The organism is Pasteurella bettyae CCUG 2042, assembly GCF_000262245.1.
Classification (GTDB): domain Bacteria; phylum Pseudomonadota; class Gammaproteobacteria; order Enterobacterales; family Pasteurellaceae; genus Basfia; species Basfia bettyae.
Map to the genome: position 1 here is coordinate 106559 of NZ_AJSX01000007.1, position 23508 is coordinate 130066.

Genomic DNA, 23508 nt, shown 5'->3' on the forward strand with positions numbered 1-23508 from the left:
AATAACTATATGAATTACTTTTGGTTATTGCATAACATTATGGTATAGAGTAGAATCTCGACGTTTATGTTTAATTTACTCATAAAGTAAAGACAAATGTTAGTTTAATCAATAGAGGAATATCGCTATTAAAACCGTAAAAAAAGCACCAGCAATCGCTCGTCCTCATCGTATTAATGATGAGATTAAAGTGAAAGAAGTTCGTTTAACTGATCAAGAAGGCGAACAAGTAGGTATCGTATCAATTCAGCAAGCATTAGAATTAGCTGAACAGGCTAATTTAGATTTAGTTGAAATTAGCCCAAATGCAGAACCGCCAGTGTGTCGCATTATGAACTATGGTAAATTCCTTTATGAAAAAGCGAAAACTGCAAAAGAGCAGAAGAAAAAGCAAAAAGTAGTACAAGTGAAGGAAATTAAATTCCGTCCAGGTACTGATGAAGGAGACTATCAAGTTAAACTTCGTAGTATTGTTCGATTCTTGGAAGATGGCGATAAAGTAAAAATTACAGTCCGTTTCCGTGGTCGTGAGATGGCTCATCAAGATATCGGCTTTGACGTATTAGAACGTGTTAAACAGGACACGGATGAGTTAGCAATGGTAGAATCAGCACCAGGTAAACTTGAAGGGCGCCAAGCTGTTATGGTTATTGCACCTAAGAAAAAATAATTTTATTTAATCAGTTTATCTAATTTATTAGGGCGTGTTATATACGCCCTTTTTATATTATTAAAAGGCGTATTTTACTTGCATAACAATCAAAACATGGGTAAAATTCTCCAGTTTTCTTATGCGATCCTTCAAATAAGAAAGAAAAACCAATTTCAGGCACACTACGCAGCCTGAATGGTTTATAAATAGCGATATACATCGCTTAAGTGTAGAGAGTCGGTGCTTTTTCAAGTAATTCAGTAATGAATTCGCCTGACAATCAGTGTTTAACAAAACAATGCGGAGTTATTTCAACAATGCCTAAAATTAAAACAGTACGTGGTGCTGCTAAGCGTTTCAAAAAAACAGCTTCTGGCGGTTTCAAACGTAAACAATCTCACTTACGTCATATTTTGACTAAGAAAACCACTAAACGTAAACGTCATCTACGTCATAAATCAATGGTTGCGAAAGCAGACAATGTTTTAGTAGTAGCATGCTTACCATACGTATAAGCAAAGCGTACTTTAGTGAATTTTAGTTAATTATATACATAGGAGATTAAATAATGGCTCGTGTAAAACGTGGTGTTATTGCAAGAGCACGCCATAAGAAAGTTCTTAAGGCTGCTAAAGGTTATTATGGTGCGCGTTCACGTGTTTATCGCGTTGCGTTCCAAGCAGTGATTAAAGCTGGTCAATATGCTTACCGTGACCGTCGTCAACGTAAACGTCAATTCCGTCAATTATGGATTGCTCGTATCAATGCGGCAGCTCGTCAAAACGGTTTATCTTACAGTAAATTCATCAACGGCTTGAAAAAAGCTTCAGTTGAAATCGATCGTAAGATTCTTGCTGACATCGCTGTATTCGACAAAGTTGCTTTTGCAGCTTTAGTTGAAAAAGCAAAATCTGCTCTTTAATTTTAAAGAATAGAGATTAGGACGCCAAATGGCGTCCTTTTTTCGTTTAATTAAAATAGAAAAAATAATTAAATTTGCATAAAAAAACCGCTATCAATTTGATAGCGGTGAATCTCAAAATTATAAAGATTTTAAAAAAGACGACTGCATTGCAGTGCACTAGCATTTAATAAGACTTAAAGAATTTGAAAAAGTTCATTAAATATTAAAAAACTAAATAAAATTTAAGAAATTTTTAATTTGTTTTTCTATACCATCAGAATTTAATTCTAATTCTGCTAAAACCTCTGGTTGGGTGCCTTGAGAAATAAATTGATCTGGCAAACCTAAATGCAATACATTGACTTTATGTTGCTGAATATTCAAAATTTCAGATACCGCACTACCAGCCCCTCCTTGAATTGCATTTTCTTCTAAAGTTACTAATGTATCATGGGTCTGAGCAAGCTCGTTAATTCTCGTGGTATCTAATGGTTTTACAAAGCGCATGTCAACAACCGTAGCGTTCAATTTTTCTGCCACAGCTAAAGCATCGGGTAATAATGTACCAAAATTAAGAATAGCGATCTTTTTACCTTCACGAATAGTCTTAGATTTACCAATTTCTAATTCATGTAATGATTCTAATTCAACACCAATAGCATTGCCTCGTGGATAACGCACTGCAGCAGGTTTACCACAATGATAACCAGTATGAAGCATTAAGCGACATTCATTTTCATCACTTGGCGTCATAATAACTAAATTAGGGATGCAACGCATGAAACTGATATCAAATGCACCTTGGTGAGTCGGACCATCAGCACCAACAATTCCAGCGCGATCAATAGCAAACAACACTGGTAGATTTTGAATAGCTACATCATGAATGACTTGATCGTAGGCTCGTTGTAAGAATGTAGAATAAATAGCAACGACAGGTTTATAACCGCCGATGGCTAAACCTGCGGCTAATGTCACAGCATGCTGTTCAGCAATAGCAACATCAAAATATTGTTCAGGAAAACGATTTGAGAATTCTACCATACCAGAGCCTTCTCTCATCGCAGGGGTGATTGCCATTAATTTAGGATTATGTTCTGCGGTTTCACATAACCATTGACCAAACACTTGTGAATAGGTTGGTTTTGCATTAGATTTTGGTAGTTCACCTGTATGATAGTCAAACTTAGGAACGCCATGAAAACCAATAGGATCCTGTTCTGCGGGTTGGTATCCCTTACCTTTTTTAGTACGAATATGTAAGAATTGGGGGCCTTTTAAAGTTCTCATATTGCCTAATGTAGCAATAAGTTCTTCAATATTATGTCCATCAATTGGACCAATATAATTAAAGCCTAATTCTTCAAATAATGTACTAACAGGTGAAATAACTCCTTTTACGTGTTCTTCAGTTTTTTTCATGAAATTCTTAATTGGAGGAATATTATCAAGAATTTTTTTACTTCCATCACGTAAGCTAGAATAAAGCGTACCAGAAAAAATACGAGCAAGATGATTGTTTAAGGCTCCCACATTTTCAGAAATAGACATTTCATTATCATTTAAGATAACTAACATATCGGTATGCAATGCACCAGCATGATTCATTGCCTCAAAGGCCATACCTGCTGTAATTGCACCATCACCAATCACACACACAGTTTTTCGACCTGCATTTTCTTTTTCTGCAGCAATTGCAATACCTAATCCAGCACTGATTGATGTAGAAGAGTGACCTACACTTAATACATCAAATTCACTTTCTTCACGCCATGGGAAGGGATGAATCCCATTTTTTTGTCGAATTGTTGACATACGATCTCGACGACCTGTGAGGATTTTATGTGGATAAGCTTGATGCCCAACATCCCATATCAGTTGATCAAAGGGTGTTTTAAAAACGTAATGTAAGGCAACAGTAAGTTCCACTGTTCCTAAACCAGAGGCCAAATGACCACTTGTTTGACTAACGCTTTCTAATAAATATTCACGTAACTCATTACAGACTTGAGGCAGTTGCTCTTTATTTAAAAGACGCAAATCATCTGGAGAATTAATTAAGGATAAAAGTGGATAATTTTGCATTTGTTAGTCAGTCCCACAAATTAACTTTGTCTATTAATAATAAATTCGGCTAGTGCTCGAAGTGCGGTTGTATCAAAAGGTAAATTTTCTAAAGTTGCTACCGCTGTTTGATAAAGCTCTTGAGCTTTTTGTTTTGCTCCTGCTAAGCCTAATAATTTTGGATAAGTACTTTTATCTGATTCTAGATCGGAACCTACATTTTTACCAATAGTAAGTTGATCGCCTTCAATATCTAAAATATCGTCTTGTACTTGAAAAGCTAAACCTATTGCGGCTGCATAACGCATTAACTGTTGTTCCAATGCTTTATTTTCAAAATGTGGCGAACAAATAAATCCCATAATTAATGCAGCAGAAAGTAAAGCACCTGTTTTATTTTGATGAATCAATTCTAATTCAGCTAATTGAATTTGTTTATGTTCTGAGATTAGATCTAGGCTTTGACCTAAACACATGCCAAAAACGCCTGAATGATGGCTCAATACTTGTACTAAACGTAATCGTTGTTCAGCGGAAAGTGCGGTAGCATTTGTGATAATTTCAAAAGCAAGAGCTTGTAACGCATCGCCAGCTAAAATAGCCGTCGCATGATCAAAAGCAATATGACAAGTTGGCTGGCCCCGACGCAATGTATCGTTATCCATTGCAGGTAAATCATCATGAATCAATGAATATGCATGAATAGCTTCAATAGCCGCCGCTGCATAATCAAGTTGAGCCATATCCGCACCAAGCATACGTCCTGTTGCATAGACTAAAAAAGGACGAATACGTTTTCCTCCTAACAATAATCCATATTTCATGGCTTCAGCGAGAGGAGATGAATGACTATCAATATGTTGAAATTGATTAGTTAAAAATTGATTAATTCGATGTTGTGTTTGTTGTAAATCATCAGCAAATTGATACATTATAGACTCACTTATTCATCGCTAGCTTGATATTCCTCTAATTTAGCAGAGGTGTTTTTTTCTAGCAAAATTTGAATACGTTGTTCGGCTTGCTGCAAACGTTGTTGCCCTAATTTAGCGAGCTTGATGCCACTTTCAAATTGCTGTAAGGCTTCTTCAAGGGGTAAATCGCCACTTTCTAAACGAGTAACAATGGTTTCTAATTGTGTTAGTACTGTTTCAAAGTCTAAACTTGAATCTTGTTTGGGCTTACGAGCCATAATATTATCCTTTGGGTGATAATTTTGATTTTGTATTGTACTGCATTTTTAATCAGATGTTAAAAAAATAAAATCCCTAAAATCAATTCTTTAGGGATTTCAATAAGAGCCTATCTGATTAGAAACGGTATTCTATTTTAAATCCTACCTCATGTGTATAGTTTTTCGGTTCAGAAAGTGCGAATTGTTCTCCTGTATCTTCATCAATTTCGGTGACTGAATCAGATTTAAAAACTTTCCAACCACGATAGAATGGACCCACAGCTAACGTAGTATTATTAGCAAATTTTTTTGCAAGTAATAATTCTACTTCAATACCTTTACCATTATGTTGATGATTAAGAATTGTAGAATCAATGTAGGAATATTGTTTGCCTTGTAATAATTGATGATAGCTGATTTTAGGTGAGAACATATAGTTTTCCGCAAATGGAATATTTAACCCTATGCCTAAATGAGCATATACAATTTCATTTTTACGATCGTAATCGTCAGTAGCCACTTTACTACTTAAATCACGTAATACACGATATCCAATACCAGGCTCAACGAACATTTCTGTAGCTGAATTAAATGGATTCCAACGATATTGATATAAGGCTCTGATATCATATACTTTACGAGGAAGATTTTTATTAACTACAGAACCATAATTTCCTTCTTGTTCTGCACCTGTATAAGTAATTTTCCCTTTAGAAAAACGCCCTTCTACTTTAACTGCATGATGTTCATTGAATAAATAGGCAGCTGAACCAGTGAGAGACCAAAGATTTCCACGTTGTTGCATAAAACATTGACCATCTTGATATTCACGATAGGTTTCTTTATAGAACTCACTTCCTATAGCAAATTCCACAGGCATTGCTATAACATTTTGTGCACATAAAAAGGATGAAATGGCGAGAGTCATAACATATTTTTTCATTTTGTTTCCTTACAAATTTATGAGAAATTTCTGCTTCAGCAGATGAATAAAGTCTAAATACCCTTATTCACAGTGTTAGTACAAAATATTATTTTTCTTAGAAAAATAGGAAATATACAGATCTGAGCAGTACAGCTGATGATGATTGGGTATCCTTAAAAAATTTGTTATAATAATACGTTTCCTATAACTGATATAACTGATAACTATGAAATTTGTAATTAAATTATTTCCTGAAATTATGATTAAAAGCGAAAGTGTACGTAAACGCTTTGTAAAAATTTTAACGGGTAATATTCGTAATGTATTAAATAAATATGATGATGGCGTTGCGGTGGTTCGCCATTGGGATTACATCGAAGTGCGGTCAAAAAATGAAGAAAATCGTGAGATGTTGATTGACTTGCTAGGTCGTATTCCTGGTATTCATCATTTTTTAGAAGTAGAAGAGAAACCTTTTACTACAATGCATGATATTTTTGAAAAAACTTTAGCAGATGTGGGATCTTCCTTAGTAAATAAAACTTTCTGTGTTCGTGTGCGTCGTAAGGGTAAACATGAATTTAGCTCATTGGATGTGGAACGTTATGTAGGTGGTGGTTTAAATCAACATATTGAATCAGCTAAAGTTAAATTAAGTCATCCTGAAGTCACCGTGCGTATTGATATTGAGAACGATCACATGATGCTTGTTAAAGCACGTCATGATGGCATCGGTGGTTATCCGATTGGTACCCAAGAAGATGTTTTATCACTTATTTCAGGTGGTTTCGATTCGGGGGTTTCAAGCTATATGTTTATTCGCCGTGGTTCTCGAGTACATTACTGTTTTTTTAATCTTGGTGGTGTAGCTCACGAAATCGGTGTGAAGCAAATGGCTTATCATATTTGGAATCGTTATAGTGGCTCACATAAAGTTCGTTTTATTGCAATTAACTTTGAAGACGTCGTAGGCGAAATTCTAGAGAAAGTGGATAATGGTCAAATGGGGGTTGTACTAAAACGTATGATGGTGCGTGCAGCAAGCCGTGTAGCAGAACGTTTTGGTATTCAAGCCATTGTGACAGGGGAGGCTTTAGGACAAGTTTCAAGCCAAACATTGACCAATTTACGCTTAATTGATGAAGCCGCTAGTGCATTGGTGTTACGTCCGTTAATTACTCATGACAAAGAGACAATTATCGCCTTGGCGAAACAAATTGGTACAGAAGATATTGCTAAATCAATGCCTGAATTCTGCGGTGTCATTTCAAAAAATCCTACTGTGAAAGCGATTAAAGAAAAAATTGAAAAAGAAGAAATAAACTTCAATTTTCACGTATTAGATAGTGCGGTAGAAAATGCGCAATATTTAGATATTCGTCAGATTGCTGAACAAACAGAAAAAGAGATTGTTGAAATAGATACAGTTTCCGTACTTACGCTAAATGATATTATTCTTGATATTCGTAGCCCTGAAGAACATGATGAACGTCCATTTAGCTTAGAAGGGTATGAGGTTAAACATTTACCATTCTATAAATTGTCTTCTCAATTTAGTACATTACCACAAGATAAAACTTATGCGTTGTATTGTGAAAGAGGTGTGATGAGCAAGTTACAAGCACTTTATCTCAAAGAAAATGGTTTTACTAATGTAAAAGTGTTTGCTCATAAAAAATAATCCAAAGCATAGTAGAAGTGCGGTTTATTTGTCATAATTTTATGCAAACCAACCGCACTTTTTGTTTGTGCAATCAACAAATTTGATGAACCTTCGTACAATTTAAATTTTTCTATAAAAAATATTTGATCTGACAAATAAAAATTGCATCTAATCAATGCAATTGCTGAAATTTTTTGTTATTGTTAATCTCGGTTTAATTTAGAAGGAATAATAATGAATACTGTTTTATTAAAACTTAAACCTATTACAGCTGTTTTTTTGGCTCTTATTGCAGTTGCTATTCTTGGTTTTACGATGATTTTTCTTGGCTGGGTGCCACAAATTTCTATTCTTCTAGTCGTTATTACATTATTAATGTTTGGACTTGTTAATAAAGTTCCTTTTGTCAAAATGCAAGAAGGTATGGCGAAAGGGCTAATGTCTGGTATTGGTGCGATTTATCTATTATTTTTTATTGGATTATTAGTTTCAGCTTTAATGTTGTCAGGCGCTATCCCAACTTTAATGTATTATGGTTTAAGCGGTATTTCTCCTAACCTTTTCTATATTTCAGCCTTTGTATTGTCTTCTATTTTTGGTGTGTCATTAGGAAGTAGCTTAACGACCAGTGCGACAGTCGGAGTTGCATTTATGGGCATGGCTTCTGCGTTTGGTGCTAATCCTGCGATTGTGGCTGGGGCAGTAGTTTCAGGGGCATTCTTTGCGGATAAAACTTCTCCGCTTTCAGATACCACCACTATTGCAGCATCTATTGTGGGAATTGATATGTTTTCACATATTCGTAATATGATGTACACCACAGTGCCAGCCTGGATTCTCACTGTAATCTTATTATGGTTCTTTACTGAACCTGCAACAGCAAATGACTTTGCAAATATTGAAGAATTGAAAGCAAAATTAGTTTCTACAGGCTTAGTACACTGGTATGCATTATTGCCTTTTATGGCACTTATTGTAATGGCAATTAAACGTGTTAATGCGATTTATATTATTGTAACTACAATCCTTTTATCACTCATTGTGACCTATATTCATAGCTCACCAACATTAGAAGAATTAGGTGGATATTTCTTCTCAGGTTATAAACCTGCTGAAAGCCTGAATTTAGGTGAAGTAGCATCACTTATTTCACGTGGTGGCATTAATAGTATGTTCTTTACTATTAGTATTGTAGTATTAGCTTTAAGTTTAGGTGGATTGTTACAAGTATTAGGGATTTTGCCCGCATTACTTGCGGGAATTAATCGCTTCTTAACTACAACTGGGCGTGTAACTTTTGTAGTGGCAAGTACTGCGGTTGGAGTCAATTTTTTAGTTGGGGAACAATATCTCAGTCTATTATTATCTGGTAATGCATTTAAACCTGTTTATGATCGTTTAGGTTTAGCGCCTAAAAATCTATCTCGTACATTAGAAGATGCGGGTACTGTGATTAATCCATTAGTTCCTTGGAGTGTCTGTGGTGTATTTGTTAGCAGTGTATTGGGTATTCCAGTATTAGATTATGTACCTTATGCATTTTTCTGTTATCTTTGCTTAATTCTTACGTTACTGTTTGGATTTACAGGGGTTACGATCAGTAAAGCTAAAAAATAACCTAATAAAAAACCGCTTTAAATAAGCGGTTTTTTATTAAAACTGAATATAGTGAGAGTAGAATTTTACAGAAAACTACCGCACTATAAAGATTACTATAAATTAAGAAGTACTTTTGCCTTTTCAACGCCTAAACGCGGGCTAGTTAAAACAGGCTTTCTAATTAGCGTTAATTGAGGTTCTAAAACAGCCATGCTCCCCTGAGCTAACACTATTACATCGACTTGTTCTTGAATTTGTTCCAGTTTTTCTAAAATATATTGATTATGTTCTTCAGGACCTTTTTTCATCAAAATATCCAATACACCATCAATTAAACAAGGAATAATTTCTACTTGCTTTTGTTGTTTATGTGCCTCTTTTTCAATAAGTTGGCAACTTGGCTCCATTGTTGATGCAACAGTACCAACAACGGCAATGCATTGACCTAAGCTAATTGCTTTTTCTGCCATTGCTTGATCTATACGCAGAACTGGAACATTAACAGATTTTGCTGCAATTTCAGCGGCTTCTCCAACAGAAGAACATTGATTAAAAATTAAATTTGCACCGCATTTTTCTGCATTTTTAAAATATTCAACCATACGGCTAACAATATTAGGAGTAATATGACCAACAGTTTTTACTTCTTCCAGTAAACTATCATCAACAATATTATGCACTTTAACGTCGGGCATAATCTCATGGAAAAGTGCATTTAAATCTTTATGGCTTACAAGACTGGTATGCACAATAAATACTTTTTTAGTCATAAATCCTCCTTAGCTCTTATGAGGTTAATTCCCCAATTAGTTCATCAATTGCTTGGCATAGCAAAATTCGATCATGGCGATATGATACATCATCTGCATTTAATCGTCTTGCTATTATTGTAATACCTAAGTTATCGCAATCGTGAGAAAATTTAGGATCCGTAATGACACCGTGAATGATTTTTTTACCAACAGTTTTATTTATCCAACAAATTCGTTGATCTAAACTAAGATTTGCGGCTACACTTTTTTCATGTCCAAGATTATCAATAAAAATAATTTTAGCTTTTGTCGTTCGAAGAGTAGCCTTTATTTCCTCAAGTAATAATGCTGGCATAATACTTGTTAAGAAGCTACCTGGACCTAATAAAATAATATCTGCTTTTTCTAGAGCCAATACTGATTCAGGTGTAGCAATCACATTAGGTTCTAAATAAAGTGATACTGGTGGTTCAGGTAATCTATCAATTTCCACTTCACCAATAATACGCTCACCATTTTTTAACACTGCGGCTAAATCTACAGGAATATCAGACATTGGAATAATTGAAGATTTAACTCGTAAGAAGTTTTTAATTAGATTAACCGCTTCCGTTGGTCGAATTTCCATATTGGCGAGAGCAGTCAAAATCAAATTACCTAAATTGTGACCAGCTAAATCTCCAGTTCCTGTGAAACGATATTCAAATACAGCAGATGCAGTGGTGGGTTTGGCAATAATTTGGCTTAAACAATTGCGTAAATCTCCCCAAGCAATGCCTCCTTGTTGTAAGCGGATACGTCCAGTTGATCCTCCATTATCAGTTGTAGTCACAATGCCAGATAAGTTTTCTTTCATAAAACTTAAAGAAGACATGACACGTCCAAGTCCATGGCCACCGCCAATTGCCACAATATGTTTTGATTCATTCAAATATTGATGTGTATAAGTTGGCTCTATCATTGTAAATATTCCTTATTATTCCTTATTTATACAATAATATTCATTTTTTTGATTCTGGCAACGTAAAAGATTGTAAGTGACTATTATAATAAATAATTCTTTTGTTTTACATTTGTCATATGAATAAGTTTAAAATTCGCATACTCGCTATATACTATATTATATAATTGATTTTAAACAATTTTTTGTTTTTTATATCTAGATCAAAGTATCTTAATGTATTACACTTGTACTCATCTTATGAGTCTTTTAAAATGATTCAAATTTTGATTATACCGAGCTTGTTTACCTACATTTTTTAGAAAATAGGGTAGCAATGCCAGCAACAGCAGTTCATGTTGCTCAGGGATAAGATTGGAAACGATTTATCCTCTCATTTTTAGTAAAGGTATTAAATGAACACGATTCCTATCAAAAATGTTGGAAGCGAGCGCTTAGTCGATGCATTCCAACGTGAATACTATTATTTGCGATTGTCGATAACAGACGTTTGCAATTTCCGTTGTACTTACTGTTTGCCTAATGGCTATCATCCTCCAGCTCATAGAGAAAGTTTCTTGACTGTTGATGAAATTCGTCGCATCACCACTGCTTTTGCTGCAATGGGAACTGAAAAAGTTCGTATTACAGGTGGAGAACCTACTTTATGTAAAGATTTTTTAGCCATAGCTGAAACTATTAGCCAAATAGAGAATATTAAAAAAGTAGCGTTAACCACCAATGGTTATCGCATGGCTAAAGAAGTAGATGATTGGCAAAAAGCAGGTATTACTTCAATTAACGTGAGTGTGGATAGCCTTGATCCAAGGATGTTTCATAGTATCACGGGCGAAAATAAATTTCATGAAGTGATGCAAGGTATTGATCGTGCGTTTGAAATTGGTTATTCAAAAGTAAAAGTCAATTCGGTATTAATGCGTGATTTAAATGATAAAGAATTTTCTCAATTTGTTGCTTGGGTAAAAGATAAACCAATTCAAATGCGTTTTATTGAATTAATGCAAACGGGTGAAATGGATAGTTTCTTTGATAAATATCATTTATCGGGCCAAGTGTTAGCAGATAAACTAATTAGAGATGGTTGGCAATTGCAACAAAAAGAACGTTCAGATGGGCCAGCAAAAGTTTTTAGCCATCCTGATTATATTGGAGAGATTGGTCTGATCATGCCTTATGAAAAGAATTTCTGTGCGAGTTGTAATCGGTTAAGAGTTTCTGCAAAAGGTAAGCTTCACTTATGTTTGTTTGGTGAGGAAGGTATTGAATTGAGAGATTTATTATCTTCAGATGAGCAGCAAGTGATTCTACAATCACGCTTATATGCCGCTTTACAAAGCAAGCGAGAACATCATTTCCTACACGAAGGAAATGCAGGTATTCGTACAAATTTAGCGACAATTGGTGGTTAAAAATTTTTTAAATTTTTACCGCACTTAGAGTAATTTAAATAAAAAATCTTATGACAACATTTACCCATATCAATAGTAATGGCGAAGCCAATATGGTGGACGTTTCTGCTAAACAAGAAACTGTTCGAGAAGCAAGAGCAGAGGTTTATGTGACAATGTCACCTAAAACTTTAGAGATGATTATTTCAGGTCAACATCATAAAGGCGATGTTTTTGCTACAGCTCGCATTGCTGGTATTCAAGCTGCAAAACGCACATGGGAGCTTATTCCTTTATGTCATCCTTTGTTACTTTCTAAGGTGGAAGTTTCATTACAAGCTTTGCCAGAAACAAATCAAGTCCGTATCGAAAGCCTATGTAAATTAACGGGCAAAACGGGAGTAGAAATGGAAGCTTTAACCGCTGCAAGTGTGGCTGCTTTAACTATTTATGATATGTGTAAAGCAGTACAAAAGGATATGCTCATTTCTAATCTTAGATTATTAGAAAAGAGTGGTGGTAAATCTGGGCATTTCATTGCTAATAAAGTAGAGATAGAAGTATGTTAAGAGTATTATTTTTTGCTCAGACTAGAGAATTAGTTGGTGTTGATGAATTAAATATTTCAGCAGAATTTCCAACTGCTGAAGCATTACGTGTACACTTAGCCAATCAAGGGGGAAAATGGCCCCTTGCTTTAGAGGCCGATAAATTATTAGTTGCCATTAATCAAACCTTATCTCCATTAGATTCTGCGATTAAAGCAGGCGATGAAATTGCATTTTTTCCGCCTGTAACAGGTGGTTAAAATGACTGATGTAAAAATTGCTGTTCATGAAGCTGAATTTGATCAAAATGCAGAATATCGTTGGTTATCTGAGCCTAATTCTGTAGGTGCAGCCGTCGTTTTTGTAGGTAAAGTACGTGATTTAAATTTAGGTGATGAAGTATCAAGTCTTTATCTAGAACATTATCCTGTAATGACAGAAAAAGCATTGAGAGAAATTGTCGATGAGGCAATACAGCGTTGGCAGCTTCAACGTGTTTCAGTGATTCATCGTGTTGGCTTATTGCATACGGGGGATGAAATTGTTTTGGTTGGCGTGAGTTCTGCACATCGTGGTGATGCTTATCATGCTAATGAATTTATTATGGATTATTTAAAATCTAAAGCACCTTTTTGGAAAAAAGAACAGACAGATAAAGGTGAACGTTGGATTGAGGCAAGACATTCAGATAAAGAAGCATTAGAAAAATGGTAGATGCTGTTTTTATATGATAAATGTAAAAAAAGTGCGGTATTTTTACCGCACTTTTTGTTTCTATTGCACTATCCTAGCTATTAAAGCACTTTCACAATGCTTTCTGCTAAATAGCGAATGTTATGTTCTGTAATTCCTGCAACGTTGATTCGTCCAGAACGAACAGCATAAATTGCAAATTCTTCTTTTAAACGATCAACTTGTTCTGCGGTTAACCCACTAAATGAAAACATTCCTTTTTGATCAATGATATAACTAAAATCTTCTTGTGCACCAAATTCTTTTAATAAGGAGACTAATTGTTCACGCATCGTTTTAATGCGTTCACGCATTTCAGTTAATTCATTATCCCATTCTTGACGTAAAGTTGGATCAGCCAATACCGTTGCAACAGCTTTAGCGCCATGTGATGGTGGATTAGAATAAATTGTACGAATAATAGATTTCACTTGAGTTAACACTTTATTGGCCGTTTCTGCATCATCTGCAATAATCGTTAAAGCACCCACTCGTTCGTTATATAATCCAAAATTTTTAGAGAACGAACTGGCAATCAGTAATTCACGATGGGTTTCAGCAAAAATACGTAAACCTGTTGCATCTTCATCTAAACCATTAGCCAAACCTTGATATGCAAAATCGAATAGTGGTAACCAGCCATTTTTTACTGATAATTCAGCTAGTGTTTTCCATTGTTCAGGTGTTGGGTCAATACCTGTAGGATTATGACAACAACCATGAAGCAATACCACATCCCCAGGATTTGCCGCTTCTAGATCCGCAATTAAATTATCCCAATCTAAGCCTTTTGTTTCTGGGTTATACCAACGATATTCTTGAATGGTCACACCTGCCGCATTGAAAATTGCATGATGATTTGGCCAGGTTGGTTTACTAATCCATACGTTTTGTGCTTTTGTTTGACGACGTATAAATTCCGCTGCCACACGTAATGCACCTGTACCACCAAGAGTTTGAGCTGTAATTGCACGATTTTCTTTAATTATTTTAGAGTCTTTACCTAGTAGTAATTCTCGTACATAGGTACCATATTCTGGAATACCATGAATAGCTAAATAATTTTTAGTGGTTTCAGCTTCTAATAATCGTGTTTCTGCTTTTTTTACAGCACTCATAATAGGTGTTACACCATTACCATCCATGTAAACACCAATACCCAAATTTACCTTTGGACTACGTGGATCTTTTTTATATGAATCAGCTAAACCTAAAATAGGATCATTGGGGGCAGCAGTAATATTTTTAAACATCATAATAAAATTTCCTTCTGTTCTGAATGTTGTGTTTGAAATTGCATGTTATTTTTATACTGCAACAACTACAATTTGCAACCTTTGATTTAAAAAAATTTTATGATTTCTACTATTATTTAGATGAATCACAAAAAGTGCGGTTAAAAAATGATTTATTTTAATTTTTCAGCCACCCAGTCTAAACCAGAATGATAATCCTCTGGTAATTCATAACGTAATTTTTTAAGTTGTTCAATAATCTGTGCTTTATCAGGATGTGCAATATTAATATGACCAACTTTACGACCAGCGCGAACTTCTTTACCATACCAATGAATTTGACTAAAAGGAGTATTTAACCATTGAGGATGATGTGCCGTACCGATTAAATTAATCATAACACTCGGTGCAAAAGGAGTTAAGGTAGGAGTTGGTAAATCTAATAATGCTCTTAAATGTAATTCAAATTGGCTTATAGAACAGCCTAGTTGTGACCAGTGACCACTATTATGAACACGTGGAGCCAGTTCATTAATTAATAATTTTTCACCTATCACAAAACATTCCATTGCCATCACACCAACATAATTCAAATTCTCCATAATTTTACTAAGCATGCTTTCTGCTTGTTTTTGTTGCTGTGTTTGTTGTGGAAAACTTATATCAGTTACGCTATAACGCAAAATACCATTTTGTTGTAGATTATGTGTGACTGGATAAAAACGTGTTTCACCATTTCTAAATCTAGCGCCAACTAAAGAAATTTCATAATCGAAGGGAATAAATTTCTCTGCAATCACTTCACCGAATAAATCTTCACTAATTAGCTCTTTATTATCCTTTGTTACAATCCATTGACCACGACCATCATATCCGCCCATACGGCGTTTAACGACAACTTTTTCACCTATATTAGTGAAAATTTCAGGCCATTGATTAGGATTTTCTACTACACACCAAGGTGAAGTAGGCAAATTTAATTCATCTAATAAAGATTTTTGTGTCAAACGATCCGCAGTTTTTCCAAATACATCTCGATTGATAAATTTATCATGCTGAGCAAGCATAGTTGTTAATGGTGTTTCTTCCCAACGTTCAATTTCTGCCGTAATAATAGCATCTGAGGGTAAATCAAATACTGGAGCATTAAACGCTAAAGGTTCTACATTAATATCTAGTGGGGCTCCAGCATAGCGAAGCATACGACCTAATTGACCATTACCTAATACATAAACTGTAGGGTAGAGCGCACTTTTTTGCATATTAAATCTCTTATATTTAGGACTTGTTAAACTCTTGGATCTGGATTTTCTAATACGGACTGAGTTTGTTCAGTTCTGAATTTTTGTAAACGTGCTGATAATTCAGTATCCCAGCAACCAAGGATTTGTGCCGCAAGTAGCCCCGCATTGGCAGCTCCAGCAGGTCCAATAGCTAAAGTACCCACTGGAATTCCTTTAGGCATTTGCACGATAGAGTAAAGGCTATCAACACCACTTAACATTGAGCTTTTTACAGGAACACCTAATACAGGCACTAGTGTTTTGGCTGCAATCATACCTGGTAAATGTGCAGCGCCTCCCGCTCCAGCAATAATAACTTTATATCCGTTTTCAACCGCACTTTCTGCAAAACTAAATAATTTATCAGGCGTACGATGAGCGGAAACAATTTCAACATGATATGTTACATTTAGTTGGTCAAGAACAGCAGTTGCTTCTTGCATAGTCGCCCAGTCACTTTTCGAGCCCATGACAATAGCAATTTGAGGTTTTATATTTGACATAATAATTTGTTATCCATTAAAAATGATAAGTATAAACTTGATTAGAATAGCATAGCAAGCAAACGATTGCGATAGCTTTTTAGAGCAACTTTTAAATTCATTATTATGCTATAATATAACTTGAAAAACTGAAAAAAACTGAAAAAAACTTTGCAAGTTTGCCTAGAAAATCATATCCTACATATTGATTTTTAGCCCCCAATAAATGGATTACTTTATGCATGCTAAAGCAAAATATAGAAAAGACTATAAAAATCCGGACTTTACTGTTACAGATATTTATCTTGATTTCCAACTTGACCCATATAAGACAGTTGTTACTGCAAAAACTCAATTTACACGTTTAAATGCTGAATCAACAACATTGTGTTTAGATGGTCATAGTTTTCAATTCGTATCAATCAAATTAAATGGTGAAGATTTTACATCTTATAAACAAGATAGTGAAAGCTTAACCCTCGATTTATCTAATACTAATCCAGATCAATTTGAATTAGAAATTGTGACCAATTTAGTGCCAGCAGAAAACACCTCTCTACAAGGGTTATATCAATCTGGAGATGGCATTTGTACACAATGTGAAGCGGAAGGCTTTCGTCAAATCACATATATGTTAGACCGCCCTGATGTATTGGCTCGTTACACCACAAAAATTACGGCAGATAAAACGAAATACCCATTCCTACTTTCAAATGGTAATCGTATTGCGAGTAGTGATTTAGACGATAAGCGTTATTGGGTAGAGTGGCAAGATCCATTCCCGAAACCAAGTTATTTATTTGCTTTAGTGGCAGGTGATTTTGATTTATTAGAAGATCATTTCATAACTAAAAGTGGTCGTAATGTAAAACTTGAGCTCTATGTTGACAGAGGAAATCTTAATCGTGCCACTTGGGCAATGCAAAGCCTCAAAACTGCAATGAAATGGGATGAAGAACGTTTCGATCTAGAATATGACCTCGATATTTATATGATTGTTGCTGTGGATTTCTTCAACATGGGAGCAATGGAAAATAAAGGTCTAAACGTCTTTAATAGTAAATATGTTTTAGCCAATCCAGAAACAGCGACAGATGCTGATTATTTAGCTATTGAATCGGTGATTGGGCATGAATATTTCCATAACTGGACAGGTAATCGTGTAACTTGTCGTGACTGGTTCCAGTTAAGTTTAAAAGAAGGCTTAACGGTTTTCCGTGATCAAGAGTTTTCATCGGATGTCGGTTCTCGTGCAATCAATCGCATTAAAAATGTGAAGTTATTACGTACTGCACAATTTGCAGAAGATGCGAGTCCAATGTCTCACCCAATTCGTCCTGAAAAAGTATTAGAAATGAATAACTTCTATACTATGACCGTATATGAAAAAGGTGCGGAAGTGATTCGCATGATTCATACGTTATTAGGTGAGAAACGTTTCCAACAGGGCATGAAATTGTATATTGAACGTAATGATGGTAAAGCAGCAACTTGTGATGATTTTGTGCAAGCAATGCAAGATGCATCTGGCGTTGATTTGAAATTATTCAGTCGTTGGTATAGTCAATCAGGCACTCCTGAATTAACGATCACTGATAGCTATGACGACAAAAAACATATTTATAAATTATTTGTGTCACAAATGACACCACAAACCGCAGATCAAATGGATAAAGCAAATTTACATATTCCATTGAAAATTGCCTTATATGATATCAAAGGTATGCCATTTACTTTATTAAATGGTGGGCAAGCCGTGAGTGATGTTTTAGATGTGGTGCTTAAAGATCAAGTGTTTGAGTTCCATGGCGTCACTAGCAAACCAGTACCTGCTTTATTATGTGATTTTTCTGCTCCTGTAAAATTAGATTATGATTACAGCAGAGAACAATTAATTACATTATTAAAATTTGCTCATAATGAATTTGTTCGTTGGGATGCAATGCAAATGTTATTTGCACAAGAGTTACGACGTAACTTAACTGCCTATCAACAAAATATGGAATTGACATTCTCACCAGAACTTCTCAATGCATTAAAGCAAGTTTTAGAAAATTATCAAAGCAACATTGAATTAACTACATTAATTCTAACATTACCAAAAGAAACAGAATTTGCTGAGCTATTTAAAATCATTGATCCTGAAGGTATTGCCGTGGTATGTGATTTTATGCAACGTTCAATTGCAGAAGGTTTACAGGAGTTATGGTTAAAAACTTACCATGAAATTCATTTAGATGAATATCGTATTAATATGCAAGATATTGCATTACGTGGCATGCGGAATCTTTGCTTACAATATTTAGCCTTTACGGATTATGGTAATACATTAGTCCATAAACATTATACATATGCTAATAATATGACGGATACTTTATCAGCCTTAAATGCTGCCACAAAAGCACAACTGACTTGCCGTGATAACATCATGAAAGATTTTGAGGAAAAATGGCAACATGATGGTTTAGTGATGGATAAATGGTTTAACTTGCAAGCTACTCGTCCAGATGAAAATGTCCTATTGTTAGTGCAACAATTAATGGAACATCCAAGTTTTAACTTTAATAATCCGAATCGCTTACGTGCATTGGTAAGTAGTTTTGTCAATCAAAATGTTAGAGCATTCCATGCTAATAATGGCTCTGGTTATCGTTTCTTGACGGATATTTTGATTAGATTAAATGAAAGTAATCCTCAGGTTGCAGCACGTTTAATTGAACCATTAATTCGTTTTGCTCGCTATGATAGCCAACGCCAAACCTTAATGAAACGTGCATTAGAGCGTTTGAATGAAGTCGAAAATCTATCTAAAGATTTGTTTGAAAAAATAGAAAAAGCGCTTCAATAATTTAATAAAAGTGCGGTAAAATTCACCGCACTTTTTATTTTGTATTAAAATAATCCAGTGAGATGAAAATATGTTATATCCGTTAATTCGCAAGGGAATCTTTTCATTAGAGCCTGAAAATGCCCATGATTTAGCTATTAAAGCACTTCATTTAGCTAATAATCCATTTCTTAATCAGTTAATACACATCGTTTTTGCTTGTCCTCAAGGTTGTGAGAAAACAGTCATGGGCATTAAATTTAAAAATCCCATTGGTTTGGCAGCGGGTGCCGATAAAAATGGTGATGCAATTGATGGATTTGGTGCAATGGGTTTCGGTTTTGTGGAAGTCGGAACTGTAACGCCCTTACCACAAGATGGTAATGAAAAACCACGTCAATTTCGTATTATTGAAGCCGAAGGGATTATTAATCGCAATGGTTTTAATAATTACGGTATAGATTATCTTATTGAAAATGTGAAAAAAGCAAAATTCGATGGGGTGATTGGCATCAATATTGGTAAAAATAAAGTGACTCCTGTTGAGCATGGTAAAGATGATTATATTTTCTGTTTAAATAAAGCCTATAACTATGCAGATTATATTACTATTAATATTTCATCTCCGAATACACCAGGATTGCGTCAGTTACAATATGGTGATGCTTTAGATGATTTATTGAAATCCATTAAAGAACGCCAAGCTTATTTAGCTAATGTTTATAATAAATACGTGCCAATTACAGTAAAAATTGCACCTGATCAGACGGAAGAAGAATTAGTACAAATTGCAGATACATTACGTCGCCATAAAATGGATGGTGTGATTGCAACAAATACTACAATTTCACGTGATACGGTTGTTGGCATGGAAAATTCAGAACAGATAGGTGGATTAAGTGGTAAACCATTGCAAAATAAGAGCACTGAAATTATTCGTCGTTTATATCAAGAATTAAAGGGTGAAATTCCTATTATTGGTAGTGGTGGTATTGATGGCGTGCCAAATGCAAAAGAAAAAATTGCCGCTGGTGCAGAATTATTACAGGTTTATTCAGGTTTAATTTATCACGGACCCACCTTAGTTAGAACGCTGGTTGAAGCTATCAAATAGCGTAGTTAAAGTGCGGTAAAATTTACCGCATTTTTTTATTTATAAGAGAAAACAATGTTAACTAAAATTTATGACTTGCATTGTCATAGCACGGCTTCTGATGGAGTGTTATCTCCAAGTGAAGTGGTACAACGCGCCTATGAGCATGGAGTTCAAGTATTAGCAATTACCGATCATGATACGATTTCTGGTTTATCAGAGGCTAGAGCTCAAGCTAAAAAGTTGGGTATGCAATTTATTAATGGGGTAGAAATTTCTACATCATGGGAAAACAAAGGTATTCATATCGTCGGATTAGGATTTGATGAAAATTCTGCAGAATTGACCGCACTTTTGACACGTCAGGCTGAGTTACGTTATCAACGAGCATTAACTATTAGTGAAAAACTGGCGAAAGTGGGTGTGCCTAACGCTTTTGAAGGCGCAAAAACTTTTGCCTCTGGTGAAGTTACTCGAGCGCATTATGCCAGATATCTCGTACAAATTGGCAAAGTTGCCAATGAAAGCCAAGCGTTCAAACGTTATTTGGGGCAAGGTAAATCTTGTTTTGTAAAATCAGAATGGACGGATATTCCTAGTGCAATTAATGTGATTAAACAAGCAGGTGGAGTATCAATTATTGCCCATCCATTACGCTATACAATGACCAGTCGTTGGGTTAAACGCTTAATTGCTGACTTTAAATCTTGGGGCGGACAAGGTATAGAAATTTCAAATTGTGGGCAAACACCAGATCAACGCCAATTATTAGCAAAGTGGGCAAATGAGCATCAGTTATTCGGATCTGTGGGTTCAGACTTTCATTTTCCTTGTAGTTGGGTAGAGTTAGGAAAATCGCTATGGTTACCAGAAAATGTCATGCCAGTTTGGTCTATATTAAATATTGATTAATTTTGGTATGCAATTTGGGTAATTTAGTGTTGGCAAGGTTTGTTATTTTTATATAACTAAACAAGAACTAATCGCTTAGTACAAAATGTTATAACATCTCTTAAAATTGCGTTATAATTAGCCGTATTTTATTTGATGTGGGGCAGTATTATGAGCCAATTCTTTTATATTCATCCAGATAATCCACAAGTACGATTAATTAATCAAGCCGTTGAAATTTTACGCAATGGTGGTGTGATTGTATATCCAACGGATTCAGGTTATGCATTGGGTTGTATGATTGGAGATAAACATGCGATGGATAGAATTGTGCAGATTCGTCATTTACCTGAAGGTCATAATTTTACTTTAGTATGTAGCGATTTATCAGAGCTTTCAAATTATGCTCATGTCAGTAATACGGCTTATCGTCTTATCAAAAATAATACACCAGGTCGTTATACCTTTATTTTAACAGCAACAAAAGAATTACCTCATCGCTTAATGACATCCAAGCGTAAAACGATCGGTATTCGTGTTCCAGATAATCAAATTGCCTTAGATTTATTAAAAGCTCTTGGTGAACCAATTTTATCTTGTTCCCTTATGTTGCCCAATGAAGAACATATTGCACAATCTGACCCAGAAGAAATTAGGGAAAGATTAGAGCATCACATTGATTTAATTATTCATGGTGGCTATTTAGGACAAGAACCCACAACAGTGGTTGATTTAACAGAAGATACGCCTGTTATATTGCGTAAAGGAAGTGGCTCAATCGAACCATTTAATTAATTTAACTTACTGGCAAAATTTGCAAGTAATAAGACGCTTGTGAAAGCGACAAGGAAACTTATGAAATTTCAAACAGGAAAATTCCACAATAAAAACGCTCAGCAAAAAAATTTAGCAAACAGACCGCACTTTGAGCGTGGTGAACGTTCAGAAAGAGGAGAAAAACCTTCATTTGAACGTAAAGGTCGCTCTGATGAACGCCGTTCTTTTAATAGAAATGAAAGAAATGATAATCGTCGTAGTTCATCATTTGATAGAAAAGAATCTCCTGATAATCGCCGAACAGATTCTAATGGGAATAACTTTAGTCGTCATGTTCATTCAGAACGACGTAATGAAAGAAAGACTATGGAACGCAAGCCTTTACCAATGCGTAAACCTAAACCTGATCAACCTGTAGAACGAACAGCTACAGTAGAGGGTGAAAAATTACAAAAAGTATTGGCTCGTGCAGGGCAAGGTTCTCGCCGAGAACTAGAAACTATTATTGCTGAAGGCCGTGTCAGCGTTGATGGTAAAATTGCCTCCTTAGGGGATCGTGTGACGGTTCACCCAGGTCTAAAAATTCGTATTGATGGACATTTAATTAATTTAACTGTAGCACAAAAAGAAGTTTGTCGTGTATTAATGTATTACAAACCAGAAGGCGAGTTGTGTACACGCCATGACCCTGAAGGTCGCGCAACTGTTTTTGACCGTTTGCCTCGTTTAACTGGCTCTCGCTGGATTGCGGTAGGACGTCTCGATATTAATACATCTGGATTATTGCTATTTACCACAGATGGCGAACTTGCCAATCGTCTAATGCATCCAAGCCAAGAAGTTGAACGTGAATATTCTGTGCGAGTATTTGGTCAAGTAGATGACTCAATGCTCCAACGTTTAAGAAAAGGCGTTCAATTAGAAGATGGACCTGCAAACTTCAAAACAATTAAAGCTGTGGGTGGCGTTGGATTAAACCAATGGTTTGATGTAACCTTAATGGAAGGTCGTAATCGTGAAGTCCGTCGTTTATGGGAAAGTCAAGGCATACAAGTAAGCCGCTTAATCCGTATTCGTTATGGTAATATCCAATTAATGAAAAGCTTACCTCGTGGCGGTTGGGAAGAAATGAGCTTAGAAAAAGTCAATTATCTTCGTGAATTAGTCGGATTACCAGCTGAAACAGAAACTAAACTCGATGTAACAAACCCTAAACGTCGAGCAAAAACAGGACAAATTCGTAAAGCAGTAAAACGTTATTCAGAAATGACTAAACGTTATAAAAAGTAGCCTATAAAATTTTTAAAAATTAGACTGCACTTTGATCTGTATCTAGAATTCAAATACTAAATTTTAGATACAGATTCCTTTTGTATCTTTTTATCTTTGTTAATTACTATTACATTAATTTTTAAGTAAAAATTTGCTTGCCTATTATGTCGAGGTCATTAATATATTGATAAAATAATCTTATTAAAGTGATTATAACTATTTGATGTTATTTAGTAGCTAGAAGTTCGTTTAATCTAAATAAAAAAATTAAATATTTTTGCAAAAA

23 protein-coding genes and 1 riboswitch are annotated in these 23508 nt (G+C 35.1%); of the genes, 14 read left to right on the forward strand and 9 right to left on the reverse strand.

Features of this window, described 5'->3' with window-relative positions; genetic code table 11:
* Nucleotides 1-172 precede the first annotated feature (172 nt).
* The 3 genes from infC to rplT all read left to right on the forward strand — a co-directional run bounded on the left by infC (nt 173) and on the right by rplT (nt 1574).
* The gene (gene infC, locus HMPREF1052_RS01720; RefSeq protein ID WP_430020833.1) at nt 173-670 is read left to right on the forward strand and encodes a translation initiation factor IF-3; all 498 of its coding nucleotides are present in this window, start codon (nt 173-175) and stop codon (nt 668-670) included.
* Between the two features lie 299 nt (nt 671-969).
* Complete coding sequence (rpmI, locus tag HMPREF1052_RS01725; protein WP_005759171.1) at nt 970-1167, forward strand: 50S ribosomal protein L35; 198 nt, start codon at nt 970-972, stop codon at nt 1165-1167.
* A 53-nt stretch (nt 1168-1220) separates the two neighbouring features.
* Nucleotides 1221-1574 carry a 50S ribosomal protein L20 gene (rplT, locus tag HMPREF1052_RS01730; RefSeq protein ID WP_005596075.1) on the forward strand — a complete coding sequence of 118 codons (354 nt, stop codon included), beginning with the start codon at nt 1221-1223 and terminating at the stop codon, nt 1572-1574.
* Between the two features lie 213 nt (nt 1575-1787).
* On the opposite strand, the gene dxs is transcribed toward rplT, so the two are convergent.
* From dxs to HMPREF1052_RS01750, 4 genes are all read right to left on the reverse strand, one after another.
* Nucleotides 1788-3641, reverse strand: coding sequence for a 1-deoxy-D-xylulose-5-phosphate synthase (gene dxs / locus HMPREF1052_RS01735; RefSeq protein ID WP_005759027.1), 1854 nt, complete (start codon nt 3639-3641; stop codon nt 1788-1790).
* A gap of 20 nt (nt 3642-3661) precedes the next feature.
* Nucleotides 3662-4552, reverse strand: coding sequence for a (2E,6E)-farnesyl diphosphate synthase (ispA, locus tag HMPREF1052_RS01740; protein WP_005758786.1), 891 nt, complete (start codon nt 4550-4552; stop codon nt 3662-3664).
* An 11-nt stretch (nt 4553-4563) separates the two neighbouring features.
* Entirely contained in the window at nt 4564-4812 is a 249-nt protein-coding gene (gene xseB / locus HMPREF1052_RS01745; RefSeq protein ID WP_005759044.1) for an exodeoxyribonuclease VII small subunit, read from the reverse strand.
* Nucleotides 4813-4930: 118 nt separating this feature from the next.
* Nucleotides 4931-5737, reverse strand: coding sequence for a hypothetical protein (locus HMPREF1052_RS01750; protein ID WP_005758990.1), 807 nt, complete (start codon nt 5735-5737; stop codon nt 4931-4933).
* Between the two features lie 208 nt (nt 5738-5945).
* On the opposite strand from HMPREF1052_RS01750, the gene thiI reads away from it, so the two are divergent.
* Nucleotides 5946-7400 (forward strand): tRNA uracil 4-sulfurtransferase ThiI, encoded by a 1455-nt coding sequence (thiI, locus tag HMPREF1052_RS01755; RefSeq protein ID WP_005759061.1) that lies wholly within the window; start codon nt 5946-5948, stop codon nt 7398-7400.
* 216 nt (nt 7401-7616) lie between these two features.
* Nucleotides 7617-8999 (forward strand): Na+/H+ antiporter NhaC, encoded by a 1383-nt coding sequence (gene nhaC / locus HMPREF1052_RS01760; protein ID WP_005758890.1) that lies wholly within the window; start codon nt 7617-7619, stop codon nt 8997-8999.
* A gap of 95 nt (nt 9000-9094) precedes the next feature.
* Here nhaC and HMPREF1052_RS01765 read toward each other — a convergent pair whose 3' ends face one another.
* Both HMPREF1052_RS01765 and HMPREF1052_RS01770 read right to left on the reverse strand, forming a co-directional pair.
* The gene (locus HMPREF1052_RS01765; protein ID WP_005758815.1) at nt 9095-9751 is read right to left on the reverse strand and encodes an aspartate/glutamate racemase family protein; all 657 of its coding nucleotides are present in this window, start codon (nt 9749-9751) and stop codon (nt 9095-9097) included.
* Nucleotides 9752-9767: 16 nt separating this feature from the next.
* Nucleotides 9768-10694, reverse strand: a complete 927-nt coding sequence (locus HMPREF1052_RS01770; protein ID WP_005759214.1) for a gluconeogenesis factor YvcK family protein — start codon at nt 10692-10694, stop codon at nt 9768-9770.
* Between the two features lie 261 nt (nt 10695-10955).
* Nucleotides 10956-11101, forward strand: a riboswitch (molybdenum cofactor riboswitch).
* On the opposite strand from HMPREF1052_RS01770, the gene moaA reads away from it, so the two are divergent.
* The 4 genes from moaA to moaE all read left to right on the forward strand — a co-directional run bounded on the left by moaA (nt 11090) and on the right by moaE (nt 13344).
* Nucleotides 11090-12103, forward strand: a complete 1014-nt coding sequence (moaA, locus tag HMPREF1052_RS01775; RefSeq protein ID WP_005759100.1) for a GTP 3',8-cyclase MoaA — start codon at nt 11090-11092, stop codon at nt 12101-12103. (Overlaps the previous riboswitch by 12 nt.)
* A 50-nt stretch (nt 12104-12153) precedes the next feature.
* A complete protein-coding gene (moaC, locus tag HMPREF1052_RS01780; protein ID WP_005758993.1) occupies nt 12154-12651 on the forward strand; it encodes a cyclic pyranopterin monophosphate synthase MoaC in 498 nt (165 codons plus the stop codon).
* Nucleotides 12645-12890 carry a molybdopterin synthase sulfur carrier subunit gene (gene moaD, locus HMPREF1052_RS01785; protein ID WP_005758907.1) on the forward strand — a complete coding sequence of 82 codons (246 nt, stop codon included), beginning with the start codon at nt 12645-12647 and terminating at the stop codon, nt 12888-12890. Before moaC ends, moaD begins: the two co-directional genes overlap by 7 nt.
* 1 nt (nt 12891) lies before the next feature.
* Nucleotides 12892-13344: a molybdopterin synthase catalytic subunit MoaE gene (moaE, locus tag HMPREF1052_RS01790; protein WP_005759086.1), complete on the forward strand. Its 453-nt coding sequence runs from the start codon at nt 12892-12894 to the stop codon at nt 13342-13344.
* A gap of 80 nt (nt 13345-13424) precedes the next feature.
* On the opposite strand, the gene HMPREF1052_RS01795 is transcribed toward moaE, so the two are convergent.
* The 3 genes from HMPREF1052_RS01795 to purE all read right to left on the reverse strand — a co-directional run bounded on the left by HMPREF1052_RS01795 (nt 13425) and on the right by purE (nt 16383).
* A complete protein-coding gene (locus tag HMPREF1052_RS01795; protein WP_040596180.1) occupies nt 13425-14615 on the reverse strand; it encodes an amino acid aminotransferase in 1191 nt (396 codons plus the stop codon).
* Nucleotides 14616-14770: 155 nt separating this feature from the next.
* Nucleotides 14771-15859, reverse strand: coding sequence for a 5-(carboxyamino)imidazole ribonucleotide synthase (gene purK / locus HMPREF1052_RS01800; RefSeq protein WP_005759160.1), 1089 nt, complete (start codon nt 15857-15859; stop codon nt 14771-14773).
* A gap of 26 nt (nt 15860-15885) precedes the next feature.
* On the reverse strand, nt 15886-16383 hold the full coding sequence (gene purE / locus HMPREF1052_RS01805; protein ID WP_005759042.1) for a 5-(carboxyamino)imidazole ribonucleotide mutase: 498 nt from the start codon (nt 16381-16383) through the stop codon (nt 15886-15888).
* 217 nt (nt 16384-16600) lie between these two features.
* On the opposite strand from purE, the gene pepN reads away from it, so the two are divergent.
* The 5 genes from pepN to rluB all read left to right on the forward strand — a co-directional run bounded on the left by pepN (nt 16601) and on the right by rluB (nt 23240).
* Nucleotides 16601-19210 (forward strand): aminopeptidase N, encoded by a 2610-nt coding sequence (pepN, locus tag HMPREF1052_RS01810; protein WP_005758881.1) that lies wholly within the window; start codon nt 16601-16603, stop codon nt 19208-19210.
* A gap of 70 nt (nt 19211-19280) precedes the next feature.
* The gene (gene pyrD / locus HMPREF1052_RS01815; protein ID WP_005759273.1) at nt 19281-20303 is read left to right on the forward strand and encodes a quinone-dependent dihydroorotate dehydrogenase; all 1023 of its coding nucleotides are present in this window, start codon (nt 19281-19283) and stop codon (nt 20301-20303) included.
* Nucleotides 20304-20357: 54 nt separating this feature from the next.
* On the forward strand, nt 20358-21194 hold the full coding sequence (gene rnm, locus HMPREF1052_RS01820) for an RNase RNM (protein ID WP_005758977.1): 837 nt from the start codon (nt 20358-20360) through the stop codon (nt 21192-21194).
* Nucleotides 21195-21344: 150 nt separating this feature from the next.
* Entirely contained in the window at nt 21345-21968 is a 624-nt protein-coding gene (locus HMPREF1052_RS01825) for an L-threonylcarbamoyladenylate synthase (RefSeq protein ID WP_005758779.1), read from the forward strand.
* A gap of 348 nt (nt 21969-22316) precedes the next feature.
* The gene (gene rluB, locus HMPREF1052_RS01830; RefSeq protein ID WP_040596181.1) at nt 22317-23240 is read left to right on the forward strand and encodes a 23S rRNA pseudouridine(2605) synthase RluB; all 924 of its coding nucleotides are present in this window, start codon (nt 22317-22319) and stop codon (nt 23238-23240) included.
* The last annotated feature ends 268 nt before the right edge of the window (nt 23241-23508 follow it).